Raw genomic sequence first — 24,363 nt, forward strand, 5'->3', positions numbered from 1 at the left:
ATTTTCACTCTTTAACGGAACCTTCGGGCTCTTCGCTCTCCTCTGTTTCTGGAGCGCGCTCCGCATCGCCGTCTTCATCCGCTACTGCTTCGTCCTCGACTTCAGCTTGGGTGTCGACGTCAACATCGCCCGTTTCCACGATTTCTGCATCACTCACATCAGCCTCAGGCACAGCCTCCGTCTCAGCGTCAGCCTCTACTTCGGGATCGGCTTCCTCCGTGTCAGTCTTCGCCTCGACATCAGCCTCGTCCTCGGTGTCGGCGTCTATGTCGGTGTCTATGTCGGTATCGGTGTCGGTATCGACACCGATGTCGTCGTCAAGCGCTGCCTGTTCCTGCTCGTGCTCTTCCTGAGCGGCGCTGGTGGAGTCCTCAGTGACCTCCTCAACGTCCTCAGCTGCAGCCGAAGCTTCCGGCTCAGTAACCGGGGCGGTGGCGCGGCGCGCACGCCACGCCGTCACTGCCTGTGCGGCGGCAAAAGCACTTCCCACGACGAGGCACCACAGGGAGCTCAAGCCCACTGCGGTCCAGACCTCAGGGCCTGTGTATCCATACACTCCCAACGTTCCGGAAACACCGTAGATTGCCACGAGGGCGGTCACTGCCACCGTGATGGTTGCAACGAGCACGACCTGGAAAGACACCAGGGCGCGGCGACGAGCAAATGCCGCCACGGCTGCGATTGCTGGGACCACCAACAACACCGCGAACCAAGGGCTAATGGAAGGCGGAACCGCGGCGGCCAAAGGTAGCGGAGGAAGCGGAACTACATGGCCGCTAAAGAGGCTCACACTGGTTCCCTCACCAATGTGCATCTCCGAGCCGCTCAGCACTGCGCCGGCTGCCACCGCGGCGTTGGGCAGGTACACAATGCTTACTAGAAACAGGCCGATTGTTCCCAGCGCATTGAGCACCGGATAGCTGGCAAGCATCTCGGCCTGGCGCGACCAACCGAATCCCCACAGAACCACCACGAGGACGAGCCCAGCCGCAACCAGGTATCCGAGGTAGCTCAGGCCGATGCGGGCGGCGTCGACGAACACGCGCGGAATGCCGCTGCGCTTGGCCAAGGCCTTCCACAAGCGAGGCCCCATGCCACCAATTAGGGAAACCGCATGAAGCAGAAGCATGCGGGGAAGAACGCGATAGAGCTCCGGAGGAGAAACATCATAGACTTTCCCGGCATCCCACAACATCAACCACGCAATGAAAGTCAGGACGAGTGGCACCACCAGCACGCAGGCGCTCAAGACAAGCAGGTCGTTGATGCTCACCCTATCCTTCACCGCCGCGCGCACACGGCGACCCACCAACCAGGCCAAGAGCAGTGCAGGTAGGGCTGGAACGAAGCCCACATCAATTCCACCAGCGCGGATAGGCGCAAGGTTGAACACCATCCAAGCCTCCCCGACGATGGTGTTCAGCCACGCCGACGGGGAGCTGGTGAGAAGAAGTGCTGCGATGGCGACCACCAGGATGCCGAGGACAACAACGAGGTGCGGAACACCGACGACGATGAGCATGCGACGGATGCGCCCGCGCAGTGTTGTTGGGGCCTGTGCGCGGCGGGCACGTGCCTTGTCTGACTCGATTCCTTTAATACGCTGCGCAGGATCCCGGCGATCCCGCCGGTGCCCGCGCTCAGAGTGCTCAGCACCATCACCGCGTCCACGCACGTGCGCGCGTGGACGGGCAGACGACCTAGACTGGGGACTCGTGTTCTTATTCATCGGCGTCCACTTTGCCACGGGCACCTCCCCCACCGGGGGTGGCGCGACGAGGTCTGATTTAAAAGGTCGCGCACACCCCCGAACGGATACTCTTTATCAGCTATATCCTTAGCTGCATCCGCCCATGAGAACTACCCACGCGCACATCGCTACCGGAGATCGAAAGCACCGCCAGAGAATCACTTCATTCACGGGAATCAGCTACCGCATCAAAACAAGCAAATCTTTCGACGTATCAAGAAGAAAAACCGCAATCCGGGTTGCTCCGCTCTCGCCGAGACGCTACTGTTACATCTCGTTGGTAACAGGAAGGTCACAATCGGATAACCAACCAGGTTTAGATGTAACGATTGTTCTGGCTGGACGATAGTGAATTAGGACGGAAGTAGAGTTCATGCGAAGCAAGACTCAGCGAAGCGCAGGTCGCCACCGCAAGATCACCACCTCGCAGACCGCGAAGGGGCGCTTGGCGGTAATGACCGTCGCCGCAGGCGCCGTATCCACCGCAGGTGTTGGCGGCGCCGCAGCCGGCACCATTCAATCCGCTGGCACTGGTGAGACCAAGGCACAGTCCATCGACTACACCTTGCAGGCAGATACCGATCCCCTCAAGGGCGCACAGGCCGCCGTTGAGGATGCCGCACCACAGATCCTCTCCATCGCTGAGACCAAGCCGGTCGCTGACCTGGCTACCCAGCTCGACAAGGCCATTCAGGCCGCCGATGCGCGCGCAGCTGCTGACGAAGCCAACCGTGCACCGTCCGTTGCCCGCCCGGCAGAAGGTACTTTCACCTCTGGCTTCGGCCCCCGCTGGGGCTCCTTCCACTCCGGCATTGACATTGCCAATGCCGTAGGCACCCCAATCCTCTCCGTTATGGACGGCACCGTCATCGATTCCGGCCCGGCTTCCGGCTACGGCCAGTGGATCCGCATCAAGCACGATGACGGCTCCATGAGCGTCTACGGACACATGCAGACCCTCGACGTCGCTGTGGGCGAGCGCGTCCACGCCGGCCAGAAGATCGCCGGCATGGGCTCTTTGGGCTTCTCCACCGGCTCCCACCTGCACTTTGAAATTCACCCCACCGGTGAGGGCGCTGTAGACCCGATTCCGTGGCTTGCAGAGCGCGGCGTCAACATTTCTTAAGCCCTACCCAACCTAACCTTCCAACAACTTTTAGGCGGCATAGAGCACTTTTGCTCTGTGCCGCTTTTTGCATCTCAACCACCCCGCCCTTGCCTTCGAGCACGCTCCACCACCTACTCCACACCGGACAAGCGGACGGGGGTATTGAAAGATTCCTTTCCCGAAAACTCTTGACCGCCCCAAAGGTTACCCGGTAACTTACCGGGTATGCACCGATCGTATTCTCCCTCTTTCCTCCGCGCAGGAGGTGACCATGTCCGTCAAACACTCCGTGCTTGCTCTGCTGAGTGAAGAACCCGCCACAGCTAGCCACATAAAAACGCGCTTTGCCGAGACCTTCGACAACCTCTGGCCGCTCAACATGGGTCAAGTTGCCCAGACCTTAAGCCGCTTGGAACGCGATGGCCTTATCGCCACCGACGGTGAGCTCACCGGCCCCACCGGGCGCCGCGCCACCAGCTATGCCATAACCCCAACTGGCCACGAAGAGCTCTCACAGTGGTGGATGTCCACCCTGCACAACGACGCCATCGAGCGCGATGAACTCGTGCTCAAAGTGTCGCTTGCAGCGCGACGCTCCGACGTCGACGTCATTGCCGTGCTCGACGCCCAGCGCTTTGCCACCGTCCGCCAGCTGCGTGAGCTCAACCGCCAAGCCTCGGAACTGCCCGCAGAGCGCAGCGCCCAGCGCTTGGCTGTTGAGCGCCAAATCTTCGACCTGGAATCTCTCTCACGCTGGCTCGACCGCGTGGAATCCCTAGCCAACCCAACCGCCACCGAGGAGGCCCCGCGATGACCCCCGACTCTATCCCCACGTCCCAGCACATGCCTTTCCCGCTCGAACTCGAGAACATCACCTGCGTCTTCGGTAGCGGCGCCCGCCAGGTCACCGCCCTGGATTCCGTCAACCTGCAGCTGAAACCGGGTGAACTCGTCGCGGTCATGGGCCCTTCTGGTTCCGGCAAGTCCACGCTGCTCAACGTCGCGGGGCTGTTACAGCCACCGACGTCGGGACGCGTGCTTCTCGACGGTGCCGATGCATCCCAGCTCTCCAAAGCCAAGGCCGCCATCGCCCGCCGCCGCCACTTGGGGCTCGTGTTTCAGCACTTCAACCTGGTGTCTTCCCTCACCGTGGGCGAGAACGTGTCCCTCCCTCTTGAGCTGGACGGGCTCTCGCCTGCGCAATGCCGAGAAGCTGCAGAGGAAGCACTCAGTGAGGTCGGTCTCGACGGCACCATCGACCGCTTCCCGGAAGAAATCTCCGGTGGCCAAGCCCAGCGCGTGGCGATTGCCCGCGCGCTCATTGGACCGCGCAAGGTGCTTTTGGCGGATGAGCCTACCGGTGCCTTGGATACCTCAACGGGTGAGGAGATCATGAAGGTTTTGCGCGCACGTATCGACGCCGGCGCCTCAGGCATACTGGTCACTCACGAGCCGCGTTTCGCCGGCTGGGCTGACCGTGTTGTCATGGTTCGCGACGGGCGCCTCACCGGCGAGGAGGTGCGTTAGTATGTCCGGCATTAATGCCGCCACCCGCCCGACGAGGCGCGATCTCAAGCTTCATCCATGGCGCACTTTGGCTGCCGTGATGCTCATTGCGCTACCGGTGGCCCTTGTCATCGGAATGGCACTCTTTGATAATTCCTCTGGTCGGCTCTCCGCGGCCTTGAGCTCACCCGAGCGAACCCTGCAGATCAGCGCCGAACACCCGGAGATTAGTTATGAAGACGTGCCAGGTCTGGCTGCCGACGTGCTTCCTGGAGGCCTCAGCGTCAGCCCGGTCACCGCTTTTTCTAGCACGTCACTAATCCATAATGGGAAGTCAGCCAGCTCCTGGGTAGATCAATTCGACGCAGAGAATCCGCCGGAGCCCGCACAGGAGGCCGTCGACAAGTTCAATCTTGGCCCCAACCAGGCAGTTCTATCGCGCTCTACCGCACACAAGCTCGACGCCTCCGTTGGAGACGTCATCACCGTGCGCACCAACGCCCTGAGCAGTGACCACCAAGCCACAGTCGCGGCTATTGCTCCCGAAAACTATGACTTTGTCACCTCCCCCACCCTCAATGACGCTCTCAGCGACCCGTCCTTTCAGATAAACACCTCCTGGGTCATCGTGGGTGATACAACGCTGACCAAAGAGGATGCCGACCGCGCCCGTGAAGCTGGGCTGGAAATCTGGGCACCGGAGCTGCGAGATACAGACCGACCCGATTCTGAGTCGGATTCCTTTGGTGGAATCCTGAGCAGCATTCTTTTCGTGCTCTTCTTCTTCGGCCTCTACGCCATCGCCGGATTGCTCATCCTTTTCCTTCTCGCGCCCGTCTTCACGCTGGCTACCGGACGCAATACGCGCCTGTACGCGCTCATCTCGAGCCAGGGTGCATTACCACGCCACATCATGTTCGCAGTGATGGCCTATGGCCTGCTGATGGGACTAATCGGCGCCACCATCGGTGCAATCGTTGGCCTAACGGTCTCGTGGGTGTGGTGGACAGCCCGCTATCCGGACTTTGCTGCACGCCCGACCTTCCTAGCTATTGGCCTCGCATGGCTCGTGGCGGTGGCAGGCTGTGTCATTGTCTCCATCGTTCCCGCGTGGTTGGCGCAACGTGGCGCCCTGTCCACAGCAATTCAAGGCGCCGCCCCCGACCGCCTCTTGCGCTTCCGTCGGTGGATGGCCATCGGCCCGGCATTCTTGCTTCTGCTCGTGCTCTTCAGCTTCAGCCCATGGGGCGGGTATATCCCCACGGTGCTGGCTCTCTTCGGAGTCATCGCGGTTGCCGCGTCTGCCCCCGCTTTGGTCTTCCTATGCTCCTTGCTATCTCGTCGCGGCCCCCTCGCGTTGCGTCTGGCTGGACGCGGCCTGACCCGGCGCAGCATGCACGCCTTGCCGACGTCCATCGCTCTCGTCTCAGTTGCCTTCGTCGCCTCCCTGTTTGGCGTGGGCATCATGACGGATAGCGCAAAGTCCACTGCCGAAGAAAAACTCGTCATGCCACCTACTTCTGCGCTGATTGAGGAGACGACCTTTGACCAACCAGCGCAGGTTTCTACGCCAGAAGAACGCGCGGCGATAGAGGCAATCCAGCAGACCACCACCGCCCGCTCCTATCCCTTCTATGCTTTCCCCTCGTGGACGACGTCTTTCAGCCTTCCGGAGGATGACACTTTTTACGAGCTCACCACCGAATTTGATTACCAGTGCGAGCAGGTCGATTTCAGCAAGCCGGTTGAGAGGGCTGTGTTCGTGGATAATCAGGGGCGGCGCACCGATGATTCCGAAGAGGCTCGCCAGGAGTGTGCGCACGAGTTGATGACGTCATTTCCTTATAACCCGTTGATCTATCAAAGCAGGATGGTTCAAACCGATTCTTCCCAGCTTGAGCTCTGGCAATTCGACTCGGAGGAAGATCGCCGCGCGGCGGCACAGACGTTGGATGCCGGCGGCATCGTGCTCCCCCACAGCAGCCACGTCGGCAATAACACGCGCGGCACGGTGACCGTAAAAACCTACAACCGCATTGACAGCCCAGAACCGAGCGGAACGCAGGAGGCTGATCTGCCGATTGTGGAGGCACTGCCTACCGCGGCCCGCGATGTGGTCTTGATTAGCCAGCAGGCAGCAGAGAAGCTGAACATGGAGCCCTTCTACGTGGGCCAAGCCCTCGCGTTCGACGAACCACCGAGCGAGTCAGAGCGCGAAGAGCTGCGAGACCTGACAGCGAGCGCTTCGCAGTCGCAATACTCGCTAAGCTTCGCAGTCTCTACTCCCGAAAGTTTCCGCTACTACCTAGGCCTCGGAATGGGGATCGTCTGCCTCATCGTGCTGACGCTCATCATTGCCAACGCAGCGAGCAGCATGCGCCAGGAAAGCACCGTGCTGCAATCCATCGGCGCCCACCCTTCACTGATGGCCAAGGTAGCGGCGTGGCAGACCTGGATGCTGGCCACCGTAAGCATGTTTTTCGGCGTGATTGCCGGTCATCTCGGCACGTACTTCTTTGCCGATAGTTCTGGATTCGTTTTCTCGACGCCACCTTATGGTCTGCGCCCGCAGGACTACTTCACCCCGGATTGGTGGCAATTCCTCGCCGTGCTTATCGTGCCGCTTCTGGCCGCCGCACTGGCGGCTGCGGTCAATCGCAGCGACAAGACGGGACCGCTGACCGCACGGGATCGCAGCGAATCACGTTCGCTGACATAGCCCTCGTGGCCCACCGTTCCCCGACCGAGCCTTCGGCCGGGGAACAACTCTTTTCACACCCCCCAACCCCTACCCCCATTCTTTAAACCTCTACTTTACCCCTGTAACAATTTTCACTTCTTTCACACATGTAACACGCTGGGCTGTTCGATAGTTTTTCGAACAATCCCTGTATTTACCTGCATTTTTAGACGTTGCGCAGGGTGATAGCTCGGGATAGTTTGTATCTCGTTGCCACAGAGCCTCAGCACGCGGCCGCACCCGCGCCGGCGTGTCGCAGGCTTCAAGGCGCATAACGGCTGTATGGCCGTGCCCTATCGCTCACAAGCTTCCTGCCGCTGACGCCGGCGGAAGCGAGCCACAGCAGGACTTAAGGACGTGAAGTTATGAAGCGCACGCTCAGCGCACTCGCCGCCGTGGCGGTCACCACCGCTACCGTGACGGCCCCAGCGTTCGCCGCCGAACCGGCAGCAAGCGTGGATGTCTCCGACGGGTCCTCCCAGGGCCCAACCGCCGGCGACATCGAAGTCAAGGAAGACTCCAAGGCCGACCTCTTCAAAGCATTCTCCGGGCTAATCGTTTCCACGGCCGGAGCCCTCAACGGGGCCTCCACCCCGGAAATCAACTCCACGCAGGACGGCTTCGATATCGTCCTCGATCCCTCCAGCATTCCTGGTCTCGCCGAGGCCTTCGCCCCACAGGGCGATCACTCCGGTCTCACCCCTATGCGCGGCCAGGATGCCAACGGTAATACCGTGGTCTTTCCGACCTCCGGTACTTTCACCTCTGGCTTTGGCCCACGGTGGGGTTCCTTCCACAACGGCATCGATGTAGCGAACCCAGTCGGCACGCCCATCTACGCAGTCATGGACGGAGAGGTCATCTCCTCCGGCGCAGCCCAGGGCTTCGGCAACTGGATCCGCATCCAGCACGACGACGGCACCATCACCGTCTACGGCCACATGCCCGGCGATCAGCTCTTGGTCAACGTCGGTGACCGAGTCACGGCCGGCGACCAGATCTCCGTCATCGGCAACGAGGGCCACTCCACCGGCCCACACCTGCACTTCGAAGTGCACCCGGGCGGCGGCGCGGCCGTTGATCCGGTGGATTGGTTCAGCGAGCGCGGCATCCTCATCTAAAGCTTTAAAGCTTTTCCATCGGCACACCGCCGATGAGCATGAGGCGGACCTTGCCCGCTGAACCGAAGTCCACGGTGACCGTCGCCCGCGCGCCGGTACCGGAGGCTTCGATGACCGTGCCCAGCCCGTACTTCGCGTGGTTGACACGGTCCCCCACAACTAAATTGAGATGGTTATTCTTCGGCATCGATGTTGCCGGAGCTGGCTTGCGCGAGCGCTGCGAAGGGGAAGACGCAGCGCCCCGCGAGCCATAGCCGCCCCCACGGGAACCAAAGAACCCGCTATCTGAGCCGAAGGTTCGCCCGTATTGATAGGAATCATCTCCACCCCACGCGCTGGACAGCGAGCTGTCTGGTTCTTCACGGCGCCAGTCGATGAGGTCCTCTGGGACCTCGGCGAGGAAGCGGCTGGCCGGGTTCGTCACCGGGTTACCCCAGGACGAGCGGAGAATAGCGCGCGTGAGGTAGAGCTGTTCCCTAGCGCGTGTAATACCTACGTAAGCAAGGCGGCGCTCCTCACTGAGCTCCTTCGGGTCCCCCAGGGAGCGCATGTGCGGGAATTGGCCATCCTCCCAGCCGGTGAGGAAGACAACGGGGAACTCTAGGCCCTTCGCGGTGTGCAGGGTCATCAACGTGACTACCCCAGACTCATGATCCGGAATCTGGTCAGCATCCGCCACCAGCGAAACCTTTTCAAGGAAGGCTTGAAGCGAGCCCGGCGCGGCTTCACCTTCCGAGAGCTCCGGGGCTTCCTCTGCATCTGCACCCAAGAAAGCCATCTCATTGGCCGCCTCAGAGCTGAACTCGCGCGCCACCGACACCAACTCGTTGAGGTTGTCGAGGCGTGCCCCGTCTTGCGGGTCATTAGAGTTTTCAAGCTCCGCGCGGTAGCCGGTGGCGTCAAGAAGCGCGTTGAGCAACTCCCCCAAATCCGGTTGACCCGTCACTTCGTTGACCATGCCCGGAATCTGCGCGCGCACGCCCTCCATCATCTCGTTGAATTTGCTTACGGCATTCACTGCCCGTGTGCCAAGCCCGGCAACCTTGCCCGCTGCCGCATCGCGGAGAGCAGCCCCAAAGCTAACACCAAGGTTCTCCGCGTGCAGAGCAATCTGTGCCTGTGCCTTGTCACCAATAGCGCGCTTCGGCACGTTGATAATGCGGCGCAAGCTCACCGTGTCATCCGGATTATCCATGATGCGCAGGTAGGCCACCAGGTCCCGGATCTCGCGGCGTTCGTAGAAACGCGTGCCACCGACCACCTTGTACGGGATGCCCGAGCGCACGAAAATATCCTCCAACGCGCGGGAGGCATTGTTGGTGCGGTACATCACCGCAATATCCGAATAGGCCGTGCCTTTATCCGCCAAGGAATCAATTTCCGAGGCGATATACCGCGCCTCGTCGTGCTCATTATCCGCCACGTAGCCGACAATTTGCTCACCCTGACCGTGGGCGGTCCACAGGTTCTTCTCGCGGCGACCCTCATTCTTCGCAATGACCGCATTCGCCGCGTTCAGGATGGTCTGCGTCGAACGGTAGTTTTGCTCAAGCAGAATCGTGTGCGCCTGCGGGTAGTCCCGCTCGAACTCCTGAATATTCCTGATGGTGGCTCCACGGAAGGCATAAATTGACTGATCAGAATCACCCACCACGCATAGTTCCGGGGCATCCGGCGGCAGCTCGCCCCGGCCCACCAAGGCCGAGACAAGCGCGTACTGCGCGTGGTTGGTGTCCTGGTATTCGTCGATAAGCACATGCTTAAAGCGGCGGCGATAAAACTCCACTACCTGCGGGAGCTGGTTAAAGATGCGCACCACTTCCCCGATGAGGTCATCGAAGTCCACCGCGTTCGCGGCACGCAGGCGGCGCTGATATTCCTCGTACACGCTCGCCACAGTGAGCTCGAAAGGATTCTTCGTCCTCTCTGCCTCTGCGCGCGCCTGCTCCGGAGAGATGAGCTCATTCTTGCGGTTGGAAATCTGATTCGCCAGAACACGTGCCGAGTATTTCTTGAGATCCAGCTGCATGTCCTTGGCGATCATGGTGAGCAGCCGACGCGCATCATCGCCGTCATAGATGGTGAAATTGGTATTCAACCCCGGCACCAGTTGGGCGTTATTGCGCAAGATGCGCACGCAAATGGAGTGAAAGGTAGACACCCACATTCGTTCTGCCACAGGCCCGACAAGCTGGCCCACGCGCTCCTTCATCTCCGCGGCTGCCTTATTAGTAAAGGTAATGGCGAGGATCTGCCACGGAGCCACCCCGCGCTCGCGCATGAGATATGCAATGCGGCGGGTCAACACGGCGGTCTTGCCCGAACCCGCGCCGGCCACGATGAGCAACGGTGAGCCCGAATGCGTCACGGCCTCTTCTTGTTGGGGGTTTAATCCCTCCAGCAACGGATCAGAAGCCTGACCGGAAGGGGTATCCGCGTTGGGTCCGGGCACGGGGGAAAAACCACCGGCGGAGGCGTCGGTGGAAGGAGCGGAAGAAGAACGGGGCCTAAACGGAGAATTGTTATTCATAATGCTCTCCAACCTACTAGCACCACCGGACATTGCCTTCCCACACCACTTCCTACCGGCGAAGACCAACGTCACGACTCATAATTCCCCTTTGCTCGAACGTGGTGGCACAATCTGAAGACATGAGCGCTTCACAATCTGGCACCCCTGACTCGGGCTTGAGCCCCGAACACCACGACCCCAACGTCGTGGACAACGGCCTCGATATTCGTATGCCCTCGGGCACCGATGATCCACTGAGCGATGCCGAGATTCAGCGCTACCGCGAAGAAATCAACCGCCTCGACCGCGTTATTCTCGACGCCATCAAGCGCCGCACCGATATTTCCCGCACCATTGGTAAGACGCGCATGAGCTCAGGTGGTACCCGTTTGGTGCATACCCGCGAAATCGCTATCCTCAACGAATTCCGCAGCGAGTTGGGCGAGGAAGGCCCCGCCATTGCCTCTGCCCTGCTGCGATTGGGACGCGGCAAGCTTGGCTAGCTGAGCGGCCCGCGGAATAATCCCCAACGCACGCGCCTCACGCTAGGCCGTGAGCTACTCTCTCCTCATGCGCTTTTTCTCTCGTCTCGCTGCAACTCTCGCCGCAGCTACTTCCGCCTTCGTGCTGACCGCCTGCAGCGGTTCTTCCTCCCACGTCGCTACCATCACCACCACAACCCTGAACCTTCCTGCCATCGGTGATTCCGGCCGCGCACAGAACTCCGGAACAAATAGGGGTTCGGAAGAAGTCCTCGACAGCGATTCTCTCTGGGATAACACCACTGAAATCCCCCAGGCGGAACGCCCCGATCCCCGCGTGGATCTGGCCCAACCGGAGGCAGCTGAGTACTTCATGACGGCTGGTGTTCTCTCTCCGGGGGTCGCAATTTACAACGCAGACAGCAGCGGACGATGCTCCGCTGGCCATTTCGTTGGCGACGGCGAGCGCCTCTTTATCCTCACCGCCGGCCACTGCGGGGATCAAGGCGACACCTTTTTCTACAAGGATCGCGCTGGAGACAACGTGAAGATCGGCGAGATGGTGTTAGAGGCCCGCAATACCAATACGGACAGGATTAACTCAGCCGACATCGCGCTCATCGAGGTCTCCAACCCAGCCGCCCAAGTCTCGACGTCACCTGCTCTGAACGCGCCTTTGGCGGGATGGATGCCCCTTGAGGAAGTTGCTTTGACGAAGCCCACAATTTGCCGCGCCGGCTCCACGCGAGGAGTCTCCTGTGGCAACTTCATCGACCGCCACGAGGATCAAGGGCTGTTTACTTTCGGCAATGACAGCGCCCCGGGAGATAGTGGCGGACCAGTCTATGCTTCCATCGACGGCAAGCTCTGGGCCGTTGGTGTGCTGTCCTTCGGCAACGACCAGGATCCCTCTGACGTCGAAGTGGGCGCCATGGAGATCGGAAACACGATGAAGCAATTCGATTTAAAGCTCTACGCCTAGTTCATCGCAGTGCAGCCTTCTGCTTCGGCAGCGAAGGGATTTCTGGACTACGGTGGACACAGTAAGTTTCATGTCTGCTACCTGCCAGAAAGGCTTTTGCAATGGACATCACCGCTCAGCCGCAGTGGGCCGCGCTCACCTCGCTTTTTGAGAGCAAAAAGGACCTCAACCTGCGTGAGCTTTTTGCCAACTCCACTTCCCGCGCCGCAGATTTTTCTTTCGATGCTGCGGGCCTGCACGTGGATCTGTCAAAGAATCTCATCGATGAGGAAGTCCTCAACGCACTGGTGGACCTCGCCCGCGCCGCCGACGTCGAGGGACGCCGCGATGCCATGTTCGCCGGCGAGCATCTCAACAACACTGAGGACCGCGCCGTGCTGCACACCGCGCTGCGCCTGCCTGTTGAAAAAGATTTGAGCGTGGACGGCCAGGACGTCGCTGCCGACGTCCACGAAACTTTAGGCCGCATGCGCGACTTCGCCACCGCGCTGCGCTCCGGCACGTGGCTGGGACATACGGGCCACACCATCAAGAAGGTGGTCAACATCGGCATCGGCGGCTCCGACTTGGGCCCGGCCATGGCCGCGAAGGCCCTGCGCTCCTACGAGGTAGCGGGCATTAGCGCGGAGTTCGTCTCCAACGTCGACCCGGCAGATCTCGCCGCAACTCTCGACGGGCTCGACGCAGGCTCCACCCTCTTCATCGTCGCGTCCAAGACCTTCACCACCCAGGAAACCCTAGCCAACGCTCACGCCGCGCGCCGCTGGCTCATTGAGCAGTTTGATGGTGACGAGTCGGCCGTCGCCAAGCACTTCGTTGCAGTCTCCACCAACGCGGAGAAGGTCGCGGAGTTCGGCATCGACACCCAGAACATGTTCGGGTTCTGGAACTGGGTGGGCGGACGCTACTCCGTCGATTCCGCCATCGGCCTGTCCCTGATGTGCACCATCGGCCCCCTGGACTTCATGCGTTTCCTCGAAGGCTTCCACGCCATGGATAAGCACTTCCGCACCGCTCCTCTGGAGCAGAACGTGCCGGCTCTGATGGGCCTGCTCGGCGTGTGGTACTCCAACTTCTTCGGTGCGCAGACCCACGCGGTGCTGCCTTACTCCGAGGACCTCGGCCGCTTCCCTGCCTACCTGCAGCAGCTCACCATGGAATCCAACGGCAAGTCCGTGCGCCGTGATGGCACCGCAGTCAGCGCCGGGACCGGTGAAATCTACTGGGGTGAGCCGGGCACCAACGGCCAGCACGCTTTCTTCCAGCTCATGCACCAGGGCACCAAGCTCATCCCGGCGGACTTCATCGGCTTTGCCCGCCCGAAGGAGGACTTCCCCACTGCAGATGGCACCGGCTCGATGCATGACCTGCTCATGGGTAACTTCTTCGCGCAGACCAAGGTTCTGGCCTTTGGCAAGACCGCTGAGGAAATCGCTGCTGAGGGCGTGGACGAAGCCCTCGTTCCGCACAAGGTGATGCCGGGCAACCGTCCCACCACCACGATTCTGGCGGAGGAGCTCACCCCGCAGACCCTTGGCGCGCTCATCGCGCTCTACGAGCACATCGTGTTCACCCAGGGCATCATCTGGGACATCAACTCCTTCGACCAGTGGGGCGTGGAGCTGGGCAAGCAGCAGGCCAATGACCTAGCACCAGCAGTCTCCGGCAAGGAGGAAGCCGCATCCGGCGACGTTTCCACCGATGCTCTCATCAGCTGGTACCGCAACCACCGTTAAGCACTGCTTGGCGACGTCCCCCGGCCGAACAGTCGGGGGTTCACGCGTTTTTAACGCGCAATCGACATGCGGGATCGCCAACGCCGCGGAGGCCCTTGTGGGCGTCCGCGTGGTGTTTTACCTTCCTGCGGGCATCCGCGTGTCTTTTGTGTTGCGTGGCGGTTTAGCTGTCGGGCGGTCCAAGTCCGTGCTGCGCGGCTTGATAGGCAACCTGGGCGGTGATTGGTTCTCCCCAGGGTGGGATGTAGTCCACATCACCGCGCAGTCGGAAGACATAGCCGGCCCCGGTGGGTTTCTCTGGGTCATCATCGTTAATGCCGTTGTGATAAGCACACAGCATCGTCAGATTCGGCGGGTCGGTGGTACCTCCTGCTTTCCACGGAATGAGGTGGTGCACCTGGGCATAATCAGCAGGCTTATTACATCCTTTCCTGGCACAGGTGGGATGCTCAGCACTAGCCATCATGCGCTGCTCAAAACCGGCTAAGCGTTTCATGCGGTGCAGCCACACCGGCCCGATGGTGGGGTGGATGAGGGTGACGTAGCCGATCTCGGCGAACTTGTAATTCAGAAACTCCGTGCCGGTCATGCGACCGCCATTGGTTAGCTCGAGCACGATATCATCGCCGTCGCTGCTAACAATCTTGTCGAGCTTGTCCAAGGTCACCACCACGCTGGTGAATACGGCTGGTTTGGTTCCGCCGTGGGACTTGGTGAAGAAGACGTGTTTGGCTGCCTTCAACAGATTGTCCTGGTTGAGAGATTCTAGAACGCCGCGCATCTCGGTGACGGTCATGGGGTCATCGGTAATGGTTAGCGAGTGCGGACCATCAGCACGGTAGGTCATGCGCACCCCAGGTTTCGGCACGCGTTTAGGCTTGAGCTCTTTTAAGCGCTTGACTGCCACGGCTGGGATGTTGTGCGCTGGTGTGCCGGCAAGCTTGACCCGTAGGTTCCAGGCATGCAGCTGATTTTTCAGCTTGGCGGTGTAGGACTCAATCAGGCTGAGCGTGGCCAGATCGTGGCGTTGTTCGGCAGCTCGGGCGCGAGCTTGTCGTTGCTTACCCGTGAATTTCGTGGCGCCGAAGTAAATGTGGTTCAGGCGTGCCAGTTCGGCGGCGTCAGCAGCCGAAGCGCCGAGCGCGCGCAAACGTTTCTCCCCTCCTACCGCCTGCTCCACTAAAGAAATCCCCGAGTTGCGGTAGGAGAAATAGGTCTCTAAATCCCCCATGACCCAGAACACTAAAGCACCCTGACCACCCCCGCAACCGGAGAGAGAATCGTTAAAGCTTGATCATCGACTCCCAGCCGAAGGGGATCTCATCTGAGTCGACAATCTTGCGGCCGAACGGGAAGCATGTCACCGGGATCATCTTTAGGTTGGCCCAGGCAACCGGAAGACCCACGATGGTCACGGCCTGGGCCGCTGCGGTGGTGACGTGGCCGATGGCTAGCCACAGGCCAGCGACCAGGAACCAGACAACGTTGGAGAACCGCGACATGCCACCAGTCCCCTTGATCGGCTGAATGACGGAGCGTCCGAAAGGCCACAGCGCGAAGTTGGCCATGCGCATCGAGGCCACGCCTGCGGGGATGGTCACGATGGGGATGCACGCCAGGATTCCAAGAAGGAAGTAGCCTAGGGCGAGGACAAGGCCACCAGTTGCCAACCAGATGATGTTAAAAATGATCTTCATACATCCCAGCCTAGCGGCGCGGCTGGCAGTGTGGGCACCACCAGATCACACGCTCCAACTCGCCTTCGTCGCCGCCGGCGTCCACGCCACCCAGCGTGGATTTCTCAATCAGCGTGCCGCAGCGCCGACAGCGCCGGCGGTTGCGGCCAAAGACATACGTGGTCTCCCCCGCCCGCTTCACACCGGTGGTGACACGCACCGGCGAGTCCCGGTTAGCCCAGATGAGGCGGCGGGAGAGGGTGAGGATCTGGGGGACGTCGACAAGCGCTACCGGCGTCGCTGGATGAACGCCGGCCAAGAAACAGATTTCGGCGCGGTACTCGTTGCCCAAGCCCGCCACGTTGCGCTGGTCCAAGAGGGCCGCACCGATGCTGCGCTCCGGGCGGGTCTCGATGCGGCGCACGGCCTCCTCGAAGCCTCCTTCTTCCCATTCTGGCGCGAGGATGTCGGGGCCAAGGTGCGCCATGCGCTGCTCAAATTCGCGCGTGGGAAACACTCCCACGTGCCCCAACCAGTGCCCTACCAGCTCGATATCGCGCGGGGTGTTCTCCATCTGTAGCACTACGCGCGCGCTGTGGCCGGGCTTGCGCCAGCGGTCACCGGCGTAGTGGATGGCCCACGTGCCCTCCATCTTGAGGTGCGTATGCAGGATCAGCTCGCCGTCGAAGTCCATGAAGAGGTGCTTGCCATAGGGCCAGACTTCCTCGCACACCAGCCCGTCGAAACGCACGGTGGCATAGCGCGGCACGCGCAGGGAGGAGGAGGTCACGCGCCGGCCCTCCATGAACTGGAGCCGGTTCGACAGCTGCAGTACAGAATCGCCCTCTGGCACAGTAGAACCTCCTCACCGAACGGGTGCCTACTCTACCGGCGCATCCTTTCCCGCACCGAATGCCAGCGCGCCCGGCTCCCACGGGGTAACCACGTGCTGCCGGCCTAGGTCTTCGATCCTCTTCACACCGAGCAGCTGCAGGGTGTTCTTAAACTCCTCCGCCAGCAGCTCAATGACGCGGTCGACGCCTTCCTTGCCGCCGGCCATCAGCCCGTAGAGGTAGGCGCGGCCGATGAGGACGAAGTCCGCCCCCAGCGCCAGCGCAATGGCGATATCGACGCCGGACATGACGCCGGAGTCGTAGATAATCTCCACGTCCGGGCCCACTTCTGCGCGCACAGCCTCAAGGGCCTGAAGGGTGTTGACCACGCGGTCGAGCTGGCGCCCGCCGTGGGAGGACACCACGATGCCGTCGGCGCCGAGGTTGATGACCTTGCGGGCGTCCTCGGGGTTGACGATTCCCTTGACAAAGAGCTTGCCCTGCCAGGACTCGCGGATCCACGCCAGGTCTTCGAAGTTAAGGCCCGGGTCGAACATGGTGTTGACCAGCTCGCCCAGGGTGCCGGTGGTCGAGGTCAGGGAGGCAAAAGTAACCGGGTCCGTGGTGAGGAAGTTGAACCACCACTCCGGGCGCCACGCGGCGTCGAAGACGGTTCCGGCGGTCAGGCGCGGCGGGATGCGCATGCCGTTGCGGGTATCGCGCAGACGCTGGCCGGCCACGGGCGTGTCCACGGTGACCACCAGGGTGTCATAGCCGTTGGCCGCCGCGCGTTCGATGAGCTCCTGGCAGGCGGAGTGGTCCTTCCACAGGTAGAGCTGGAACCAGCGGCGCCCGCTAGTGCCTTGCGAGGCCGCGACCTCCTCCACCGAGCGCGTGCCCATCGTGGAGAGCGTAAACGGGATGCCTGCGTCGCGGGCGGCTTGGGAACCGGCGTCCTCACCTTCGGCGTGCATGAAGCGGGTAAAGCCGGTCGGCGCGATGCCGAAGGGCAGGGCCGCGGGCTCGCCAGCGATCTCGGTGTTTAAGGAAATGTCGTGTGCGCCGTTGAGAACGTTAGGGAGCAAGCGCACGTCGCGGAAGAAATCGCGGGATTCTTGGTAGCTGACCTCGTCGCGGGCTGCGCCGTCAACGTAGTCGAAGGCGGCCTTGGGTGTGCGGCGCTTGGCTATCTTGCGCAGATCCCACACATCAGCGGCCTCCGCCAAGCGGGCAGCCCGGCGGTCGAGGTTGGGTGCTTCAAACCTCATGAGGTTCTTCAGCTCGGACACGTTAGGCAGTTGGCGCTTTAGCCGCATGGCAACAAGACTCCTTTTCTATAGGTCTATCAACATCTGAGGGTAGACCTAGGAAAAGCCCATGCCCAAACGCTGCTAAATAAAATTCAGTGCCGCCGCCGGCGGGGGCGAAAACCTCCTGGGCTCCCCGGTGTATCGGGCGCACCGGGGTCCCCCAAGGCCTCAGAAGCTTCGCTGTCCAGATCATCGAAGGAGAGCTCCTCCATCGCCTCGACGGCGCGACGCCCACCGCGACGTGCGGGACGGTAAGGTTCGGCGGAGCGCGCGGCTTCTCCAGAGTGGCCGTGCTGTCCTGCACGGCCGGAAGAGGCGGTGTGGGCAGATCCGGTAATCCGCACGCCCTTCGGGGTCAGTGCCGCCCCCAGTGCGCGCAGCTCACCGCCAAGCTTTGATTCGAAGATGGGCCGCCCGTTCGCCTTCTCAATGACCAGCTTGCTCAAGCGCCCGGCGGCCACCAGCTCGTTGAGGCCTGCAAGCACTGCGGCTAGTACCTCGGTGCGCTCGATGCCCTCGGGAAGAGCGTTAAAGAACGTCGTCAGCGTCTTCCCGCCGCGGGTTAAGTGCGCCACCGGCAGGCCATCCATGAGCACCACCAAGGCACCCGCGGCGCGGGTGGGGCGGGCACCAGAGTCACCAGCATCAGTCGGCGGCCAAGACAGCGCTGCGCCATAAGGGTTGGCCGGGTCCGTCGCGGCAAGAACATACGTCTGCGGCTCGCGGGTGCCGGAGGGCCAGCCTGTAACGTCCGGGGAATCATCCACACCGCGCAGGCGGTCGATGACCGCGGGCGTGGAGAACTGCGCGGCGCCCAAGCCCTCAATAACGTAGCCGCGCATGGCCTTGCCGGATTCCTCAAAACCGGAGAGCACCTTATAAGCCAAGGCGAAACCACCCAGGACGTCCTCGGCCACCACTGACCCGCGGGTAAGCACGCCATAGCGGTCCAGCCAGGCCTCGCCGTGGGCAATGGAGCGCGACGTGGCATCCGTGGCCGCGGGAACGGACAGCGACCAGCGCCCCACCACGTCTGGTGCGGTCGGCGTACTGGAGGCATTGTGCGCTTGTGCAAAGGACGTGCGCCCCATGCGCAGGCGCGAGCGCGTTGGCCGACGCCGCGCGCGATGCGCCGCACGCCCGGCAGGCCCACCTGCTGCCAGGTGGGCCCGGATAGGAGCGAAGGAATCGGGGCTGACCAGACCTGCTTCCACCAAGCCCCAGAGCGCCTCCCGGACCTCCTCGGGTGTGCCGCTGAGCTGCGGTTGAATATCGGAGATGAGGTAGCTGCCGCCGCCCTGCAGGGCCTCGAGCAGCTGGGTCTGCAGCAGGGACACGCCCGCCTCCTCCGCAGAGACCTGCGGGGCGAGCTGCGCGGCATAATCCACCGGCAGCAGCATGACCCACGGGTCGTTGGTGCCGGCCTTGCCGGCACCAAGGATGAGGACCTCGCCGCTGGCGGTGAGCTCATCGAGCATGGTCGGCGAATAATCCCCTACACGCGCAGGCAAGATGAGGCTCTCCCAGGCCGAGGCCGGCAGGCGCACGCCGGCCAGCTGCTCGATGACGGCGAAGACGCCGTCCACCCCGCGCAGCACTGGGCGCCGGCCCACCGCCGCCACCTGTTGCCAATCCGGCAGGAAGCGCCCGAAGGCCGCGGGAGAAACAGGCTGCGTGGCAGCTCGGGCAGCCGCCAGCGAGCGCGAGCGGATGACCTTGAGCACCTCCGCCGCGCAATACTCCTGCTCCTCCACGCCTTGCCGGTAATGCCCGGCCAGGATGGAGTCCAGCCCGTTGAGCGTCGAGTGCGCCACCGCGGCTGACAGGCCAAAGGCCTCCTGCACCTCGCGCGCCACAAATGGCCCGCGCGTGCGCGCCCAGCGGCTGACCAGCTGATCGACGGCATCGGTAATCGTGGCCTGCTGTGCAGGAATACCGGGCGGGACGGGGATGCCCAGGCCGTCGCGAAGCAACGGCGCATCGAGCGCTTGCGCCACGTGCTCGCGGCCGTTGATGCGCACCCGCATGATCCGCGCGCCGAGCGCATCGAGTGCGCTGGGTGGCACCGTGGCGTGCGCGCCGAATTCCTCGATCGGGATGGGGCCGAGCACGCGCAGCAGGTCCGCGACCTCCTCAGTGGTGCGCGCCTGGCGTTCCGGAGTGGTGCGCTGCAGCTGGGCGTGGACTTCGGCGATGATGGAGCCGTCGAGAAGCTCGCGCAGCTCCACCGTGCCCAACAGCTTCGCCAACAGCGCCGAGTCCAATGCCAAGGCCGCTGCGCGCTTTTCCGCTAGGGGCGAGTCCCCCTCGTACATGAACGCGCCGGTGTAGTTGAACAGCAGCGAGGACGCGAAAGGCGAAGGCTGCTCCGTGGTGACCTCCGCGATGCGCACGCGGCGGTGCGCCAGCTCCCGCATGACCTCCGTGAGTGCTGGCAGGTCATAGACATCCTGCACGCATTCGCGCACGGTCTCCAGGATGATGGGGAAAGAGGGGTAGTTGCGGGCGACGTCGAGAAGCTGCTCCGCGCGCTGGCGCTGCTGCCACAAGGGCGCGCGCTTGCCCGGGTTGCGCCGAGGCAGAAGCAGCGCTCGCGCCGCGCACTCCCTAAACCTAGAGGCGAAGAGCGCGGAGTTTCCCACCTGTTCGGTGACGATGTCCGCTATCTCATCGGCGTCGAAAAGAAACAGCGAAGCATCCGGGGCCGCCTCGCCCTGCGGCAGGCGCAGCACAATGCCATCATCGCCCGCCACTGCCTGCGCATCCATCCCGGTGCGCTCCGCCACGCGCTGCCCCACCGCCAGCGCCCACGCCGCATTCACCGGCCGGCCAAACGGGGTGTGCAACAGCACGCGCCAATCCCCCAGCTCGTCCGTGAAGCGCTCCAGCAGAAGTGTCTTCTCATCCGGGATGAGCCCGGTGGCCTCGTTCTGTTCCTGCAGGTAGGCGGCGATATTGCGCCGCGCGTTCTCATCCGCATACCGCACCACCGACGGGTCCGCGTGTGCCTCCCGCCGAAATGCGCCCAGCGCCTTGCCCAGCTCATAGGGCCGCCCAGCTTGGTCACCGTTCCAGAAAGGCAAACGCCCGGTGTGCCCCGGCGCAGGGCTAACGAGCACTTGGTCGCGCGTGATCTCCTCCACGCGCCAGCTCGTCGCGCCGAGGGTGAAGATATCTCCCACCCGGGTTTCATAGACCATTTCCTCATCGAGCTCACCCACGCGGCGCGGCGATTTCTCCTCACCGCCCACGAGGAAGACGCCGAACATGCCGCGGTCCGGGATGGTGCCGCCGTTGGTCACCGCCACACGCTGCGCGCCGGGGCGCGGGGTAAGCACGCCGCTCACGCGGTCATAGACCACCCGGGGTTTGAGCTCCGCAAAATCCGTCGAGGGATACACCCCACTGACCAGATCCAGTACGGAGTCGAAGACCTCGCGCGCCAGGTCCTTATAAGGCCAGGCGCGGCGCACGGTGTCATACCATTCGTCGGCTTCGAGTCCCTCGCTCGTGCCCGCGCTTGCCGACGCCACCACCGCCGCCACCGTCTGCTGTGCCAGGACATCCAACGGATTGCGCGGGGTGTGCATCTCCTCGATAAGGCCCTCCTCCATGCGGGCGACGGTGAGTGCTGATTGCACGAGGTCCGCGCGGTGTTTGGGATAGAAGGAACCATGGGAGACCGCGCCCACCGAGTGCCCGGCGCGGCCCACGCGCTGCAGGCCGGAGGCCACCGAGGGTGGGGATTCCACCTGCACCACCAGCTCCACTGCGCCCATGTCGATGCCCAGCTCCAGGGAGCTCGTAGCCACCACGGCCTTGAGCGTGCCTTCCTTGAGCATCGTCTCCGTCAGCGCGCGCTCGTCCTTGGACACCGAACCGTGGTGCGCCCGGGCGATAACGGCAGGTGCCTTCCCGGCGACGTCGACCTGTTTCATCAGCTGGGCCGGGTCGCGCCGGGTGGCTGGGCTCAAGGAATCTGGATCGTGTTCCTGGGCATAGAGCTCGTTGAGCCGGCTGGTAAGCCGCTCGGCGGTGCGGCGCGAGTTGACGAAGACAAGGGTGGAGCGCTGCTCCATGATTTCGGCGTAGAGTTCTTCTTCGATGAAGGGCCAGATGGACTTCGCTGTGGGCAGTGCAGAGTCTCCTACCCCGCCCTCTTCCTTGCGTTGCGCGTTTACGCGCAACGCGTCTTGGGGGCCTTGGGTGATGCCAAGGGGGTCGTCGACAGTCGCCTCCCCGATGGGCGAGCCTTGCTCCGGGGTGGGCAGGTCCGACATGTCCTCGACCGGCACGTGGACGTCGAGCTGCCAGCGCTTCTTGGCGGGCGGTGCGATGATGTCGACGGGACGGTCGCCGCCCAAGAAGTTGGCGACAGCACTCAGCGGCCGCACCGTAGCCGACAATCCAATGCGTTGAAACTCCCCGGCGATGAATCCGAGGCGCTCCAAAGTCAACGCCAGGTGCACGCCGCGCTTGGTGCCGGCCAGGGCATGAATCTCATCGATAATGACGGTATCAACCGTCTTCAAAATCCCCGCAGCCTTCGAGGTGAGCATCAAGTAGGCCGATTCCGGCGTGGTGATGAGGATGTCTGGTGGCTTGCGCACCTGGCGGGCACGCTCTGCCTGCGGGGTATCCCCCGAGCGCACGCCAACGGTAATATCCGGCACCTCCAGCCCCAGCCGCTCGGCGGTGCGGGCGATGCCGTTGAGAGGGGCGCGCAGATTATTCTCCACGTCCACGCCCAAGGCCTTCAGCGGTGAGATATACAGCACTCTCACGCCATCATGAGCGCCCTCGCGGGAGGGTTCATTACTCAGTGGCAGCGCGGTCTGACCCTCGCGCTCCACCAAAGAATTCAGCGCCCACAGAAATGCCGCGAGCGTCTTACCAGAGCCGGTTGGCGCTACAACCAGCGCATTCGCACCACCAGAAATCGCCTCCCATGCCTGCTCTTGGACGGGGGTGGGGGCGGCGAAAACGTCCTGGAACCACCCGGCCACCTGTGGGCGGAACTTCGCCAGAACGTTTTTAGACATGCCCTACTGTATCGCGCGCGCTAATCTGGTCACTATGACCGTTGAGATTTCTGATTCCCGTCTAACCAACTCCCTCGCCGATGGCTGCGGCGAAATCCTCAAAGGCGTGCGCAACGGTGGCCTGCTGCGCGGCTTGGCGCTGGGTGATGCCGGCGATGAGGCCGCTCAGGAGTGGATCTCCCGCGTCCTTGAGCAGCACCGTCCCAAGGACGGCGTCCTGTCGGAAGAGGCTGCCGATGACTTGAGCCGTTTGAAGAAGGACCGCGTGTGGATCATTGACCCGCTCGACGGCACGAAGGAGTTCGCTACCGGCCGCCAGGACTGGGCCGTCCACATCGCGCTGGTAGAAAACGGCACCCCCATCCACGCGGCCGTCGGCATGCCGGACATGGGCGTGACTTTTAAGTCCTCCGATGTGCGCGCGGTAACGGGCCCGCTGTCAAAGAAGTTCGTGGTCTCCCGCAACCGTCCGCCGAAGGTGGCGGATTACATCGCGGAGAAGATGAGCTTTGAGACCGTCGGCGTGGGCTCCGCGGGTGCGAAGGCCATCCACGTGCTCTTGGGTGACTATGACGGCTACATCCATGCCGGCGGCCAGTACGAGTGGGACCAGGCCGCCCCGGTGGGCGTGGCTTTGGCCGCGGGCCTGCACTGCTCGCGCCTGGATGGCTCCCCCATCAAGTTCAATAACGAGGACACCTTCATCCCGGATCTTTTGATCTGCCGCCCGGAGCTGGCAGAGGAGATTCTGGAACACGCCGCCGCCTACGCGGAGGCCAACGGCGGGTACTAGGTTTCTTGTGCGGCGTTCCCCCTCCTACGCAGCGCCGCTAAGTCAAAGTCCCAACTCGTCTGCAAGACGAGCAACCATTCGAGCATGAAACTCGTGGTAGTCATTTAGTGTGTCTTTGCCGAGGTAACCGAAAACCTCGGCATTAATCACACCAATTATCTGTATCCACGCCTCAAGCGCCTTTTCCATGACGCCAGCGGGAAGTTCCACATCAAGCTCATCAGATGCCGCCGCAAGGTCTTGCGAGAGCTGAGAGGAACGCGGTTCTAACTCTTTAACCGTGGTCTCAGTTAACAAAACGGCTAGTCGCCGACTAACTTTTGTACCCGCACCCGTTGTTTCTGAGGCGGGCGCTTCGTATCCAATGATGGGCGTGCCGTAAATAAGCGCCCACCTTTGAGGAAATTTCAAAGCCCACATCCTCATAGCGGCAACAAGGCTCACGAATTTAGCTCGCGTCCCGGTGGCCGCACCCACTCCTTGGGCAACGGCGCCATCGAGCGCTTCAAACGCATCGATAATCAGCATCGTTAATAGGTGGGCCCTGTCAGGCACATAGCGGTAGATACCCGAAGAAACTATCCCCAAATCACGAGCAATTGCACGCAGATTCAAGGCTTCTGGGCCACCTCCATCAAGCTGCTTTCGTCCGAGCTCAACAATGCGCGACATCGTCTCTTCGCGAGCACGCGCTCTTGGTGTCATCGACATATGAAAACTATATCAACACAAAAGAGAGCACTGCTCTTGACGGTAGCCGAGTGCGCCTATA

17 protein-coding genes are annotated in these 24,363 nt (G+C 62.2%); 9 read left to right on the forward strand and 8 right to left on the reverse strand.

Features of this window, described 5'->3' with window-relative positions; all coding sequences use genetic code 11:
* Nucleotides 1-4: 4 nt before the first annotated feature.
* Nucleotides 5-1,747: a cell division protein PerM gene (locus tag HMPREF2996_RS09100; RefSeq protein ID WP_070731084.1), complete on the reverse strand. Its 1,743-nt coding sequence runs from the start codon at nt 1,745-1,747 to the stop codon at nt 5-7.
* Nucleotides 1,748-2,123: 376 nt separating this feature from the next.
* On the opposite strand from HMPREF2996_RS09100, the gene HMPREF2996_RS09105 reads away from it, so the two are divergent.
* From HMPREF2996_RS09105 to HMPREF2996_RS09125, 5 genes are all read left to right on the forward strand, one after another.
* A complete protein-coding gene (locus HMPREF2996_RS09105) occupies nt 2,124-2,876 on the forward strand; it encodes a M23 family metallopeptidase (protein ID WP_070646100.1) in 753 nt (250 codons plus the stop codon).
* A gap of 253 nt (nt 2,877-3,129) precedes the next feature.
* The gene (locus HMPREF2996_RS09110; RefSeq protein WP_070731087.1) at nt 3,130-3,672 is read left to right on the forward strand and encodes a PadR family transcriptional regulator; all 543 of its coding nucleotides are present in this window, start codon (nt 3,130-3,132) and stop codon (nt 3,670-3,672) included.
* Nucleotides 3,669-4,385: an ABC transporter ATP-binding protein gene (locus HMPREF2996_RS09115; protein ID WP_070447267.1), complete on the forward strand. Its 717-nt coding sequence runs from the start codon at nt 3,669-3,671 to the stop codon at nt 4,383-4,385. Before HMPREF2996_RS09110 ends, HMPREF2996_RS09115 begins: the two co-directional genes overlap by 4 nt.
* A 1-nt stretch (nt 4,386) precedes the next feature.
* Nucleotides 4,387-7,083, forward strand: coding sequence for an FtsX-like permease family protein (locus HMPREF2996_RS09120; RefSeq protein ID WP_070731089.1), 2,697 nt, complete (start codon nt 4,387-4,389; stop codon nt 7,081-7,083).
* 386 nt (nt 7,084-7,469) lie between these two features.
* Nucleotides 7,470-8,225 carry a M23 family metallopeptidase gene (locus HMPREF2996_RS09125; protein ID WP_010187653.1) on the forward strand — a complete coding sequence of 252 codons (756 nt, stop codon included), beginning with the start codon at nt 7,470-7,472 and terminating at the stop codon, nt 8,223-8,225.
* 4 nt (nt 8,226-8,229) lie between these two features.
* Here HMPREF2996_RS09125 and pcrA read toward each other — a convergent pair whose 3' ends face one another.
* Nucleotides 8,230-10,755 (reverse strand): DNA helicase PcrA, encoded by a 2,526-nt coding sequence (pcrA, locus tag HMPREF2996_RS09130; RefSeq protein ID WP_070731093.1) that lies wholly within the window; start codon nt 10,753-10,755, stop codon nt 8,230-8,232.
* Between the two features lie 122 nt (nt 10,756-10,877).
* On the opposite strand from pcrA, the gene HMPREF2996_RS09135 reads away from it, so the two are divergent.
* The 3 genes from HMPREF2996_RS09135 (at nt 10,878) to pgi (ending at nt 13,937) form a co-directional block, all read left to right on the forward strand.
* A complete protein-coding gene (locus HMPREF2996_RS09135; protein WP_070731097.1) occupies nt 10,878-11,240 on the forward strand; it encodes a chorismate mutase in 363 nt (120 codons plus the stop codon).
* A 67-nt stretch (nt 11,241-11,307) separates the two neighbouring features.
* Nucleotides 11,308-12,201 (forward strand): trypsin-like serine protease, encoded by an 894-nt coding sequence (locus HMPREF2996_RS09140; RefSeq protein WP_070731160.1) that lies wholly within the window; start codon nt 11,308-11,310, stop codon nt 12,199-12,201.
* A gap of 101 nt (nt 12,202-12,302) precedes the next feature.
* On the forward strand, nt 12,303-13,937 hold the full coding sequence (gene pgi / locus HMPREF2996_RS09145) for a glucose-6-phosphate isomerase (protein WP_070731100.1): 1,635 nt from the start codon (nt 12,303-12,305) through the stop codon (nt 13,935-13,937).
* Nucleotides 13,938-14,100: 163 nt separating this feature from the next.
* On the opposite strand, the gene HMPREF2996_RS09150 is transcribed toward pgi, so the two are convergent.
* The 5 genes from HMPREF2996_RS09150 to HMPREF2996_RS09170 all read right to left on the reverse strand — a co-directional run bounded on the left by HMPREF2996_RS09150 (nt 14,101) and on the right by HMPREF2996_RS09170 (nt 22,798).
* Entirely contained in the window at nt 14,101-15,168 is a 1,068-nt protein-coding gene (locus tag HMPREF2996_RS09150; protein ID WP_246823024.1) for an HNH endonuclease signature motif containing protein, read from the reverse strand.
* Between the two features lie 52 nt (nt 15,169-15,220).
* The gene (locus HMPREF2996_RS09155; protein WP_070646073.1) at nt 15,221-15,634 is read right to left on the reverse strand and encodes a YccF domain-containing protein; all 414 of its coding nucleotides are present in this window, start codon (nt 15,632-15,634) and stop codon (nt 15,221-15,223) included.
* Between the two features lie 10 nt (nt 15,635-15,644).
* Nucleotides 15,645-16,466, reverse strand: a complete 822-nt coding sequence (locus tag HMPREF2996_RS09160; RefSeq protein ID WP_070731105.1) for a DNA-formamidopyrimidine glycosylase family protein — start codon at nt 16,464-16,466, stop codon at nt 15,645-15,647.
* 27 nt (nt 16,467-16,493) lie between these two features.
* Nucleotides 16,494-17,762 carry an alpha-hydroxy acid oxidase gene (locus tag HMPREF2996_RS09165; protein WP_070731108.1) on the reverse strand — a complete coding sequence of 423 codons (1,269 nt, stop codon included), beginning with the start codon at nt 17,760-17,762 and terminating at the stop codon, nt 16,494-16,496.
* A gap of 86 nt (nt 17,763-17,848) precedes the next feature.
* On the reverse strand, nt 17,849-22,798 hold the full coding sequence (locus tag HMPREF2996_RS09170; protein ID WP_070731110.1) for an Lhr family ATP-dependent helicase: 4,950 nt from the start codon (nt 22,796-22,798) through the stop codon (nt 17,849-17,851).
* A gap of 34 nt (nt 22,799-22,832) precedes the next feature.
* On the opposite strand from HMPREF2996_RS09170, the gene HMPREF2996_RS09175 reads away from it, so the two are divergent.
* Nucleotides 22,833-23,591 (forward strand): 3'(2'),5'-bisphosphate nucleotidase CysQ, encoded by a 759-nt coding sequence (locus HMPREF2996_RS09175; RefSeq protein WP_210384594.1) that lies wholly within the window; start codon nt 22,833-22,835, stop codon nt 23,589-23,591.
* Between the two features lie 42 nt (nt 23,592-23,633).
* On the opposite strand, the gene HMPREF2996_RS09180 is transcribed toward HMPREF2996_RS09175, so the two are convergent.
* Nucleotides 23,634-24,302, reverse strand: a complete 669-nt coding sequence (locus HMPREF2996_RS09180; RefSeq protein WP_070731112.1) for a TetR/AcrR family transcriptional regulator — start codon at nt 24,300-24,302, stop codon at nt 23,634-23,636.
* Nucleotides 24,303-24,363 lie beyond the last annotated feature (61 nt).

This window comes from Corynebacterium sp. HMSC066C02 (genome assembly GCF_001814945.1).
Lineage (GTDB): Bacteria > Actinomycetota > Actinomycetes > Mycobacteriales > Mycobacteriaceae > Corynebacterium > Corynebacterium aurimucosum.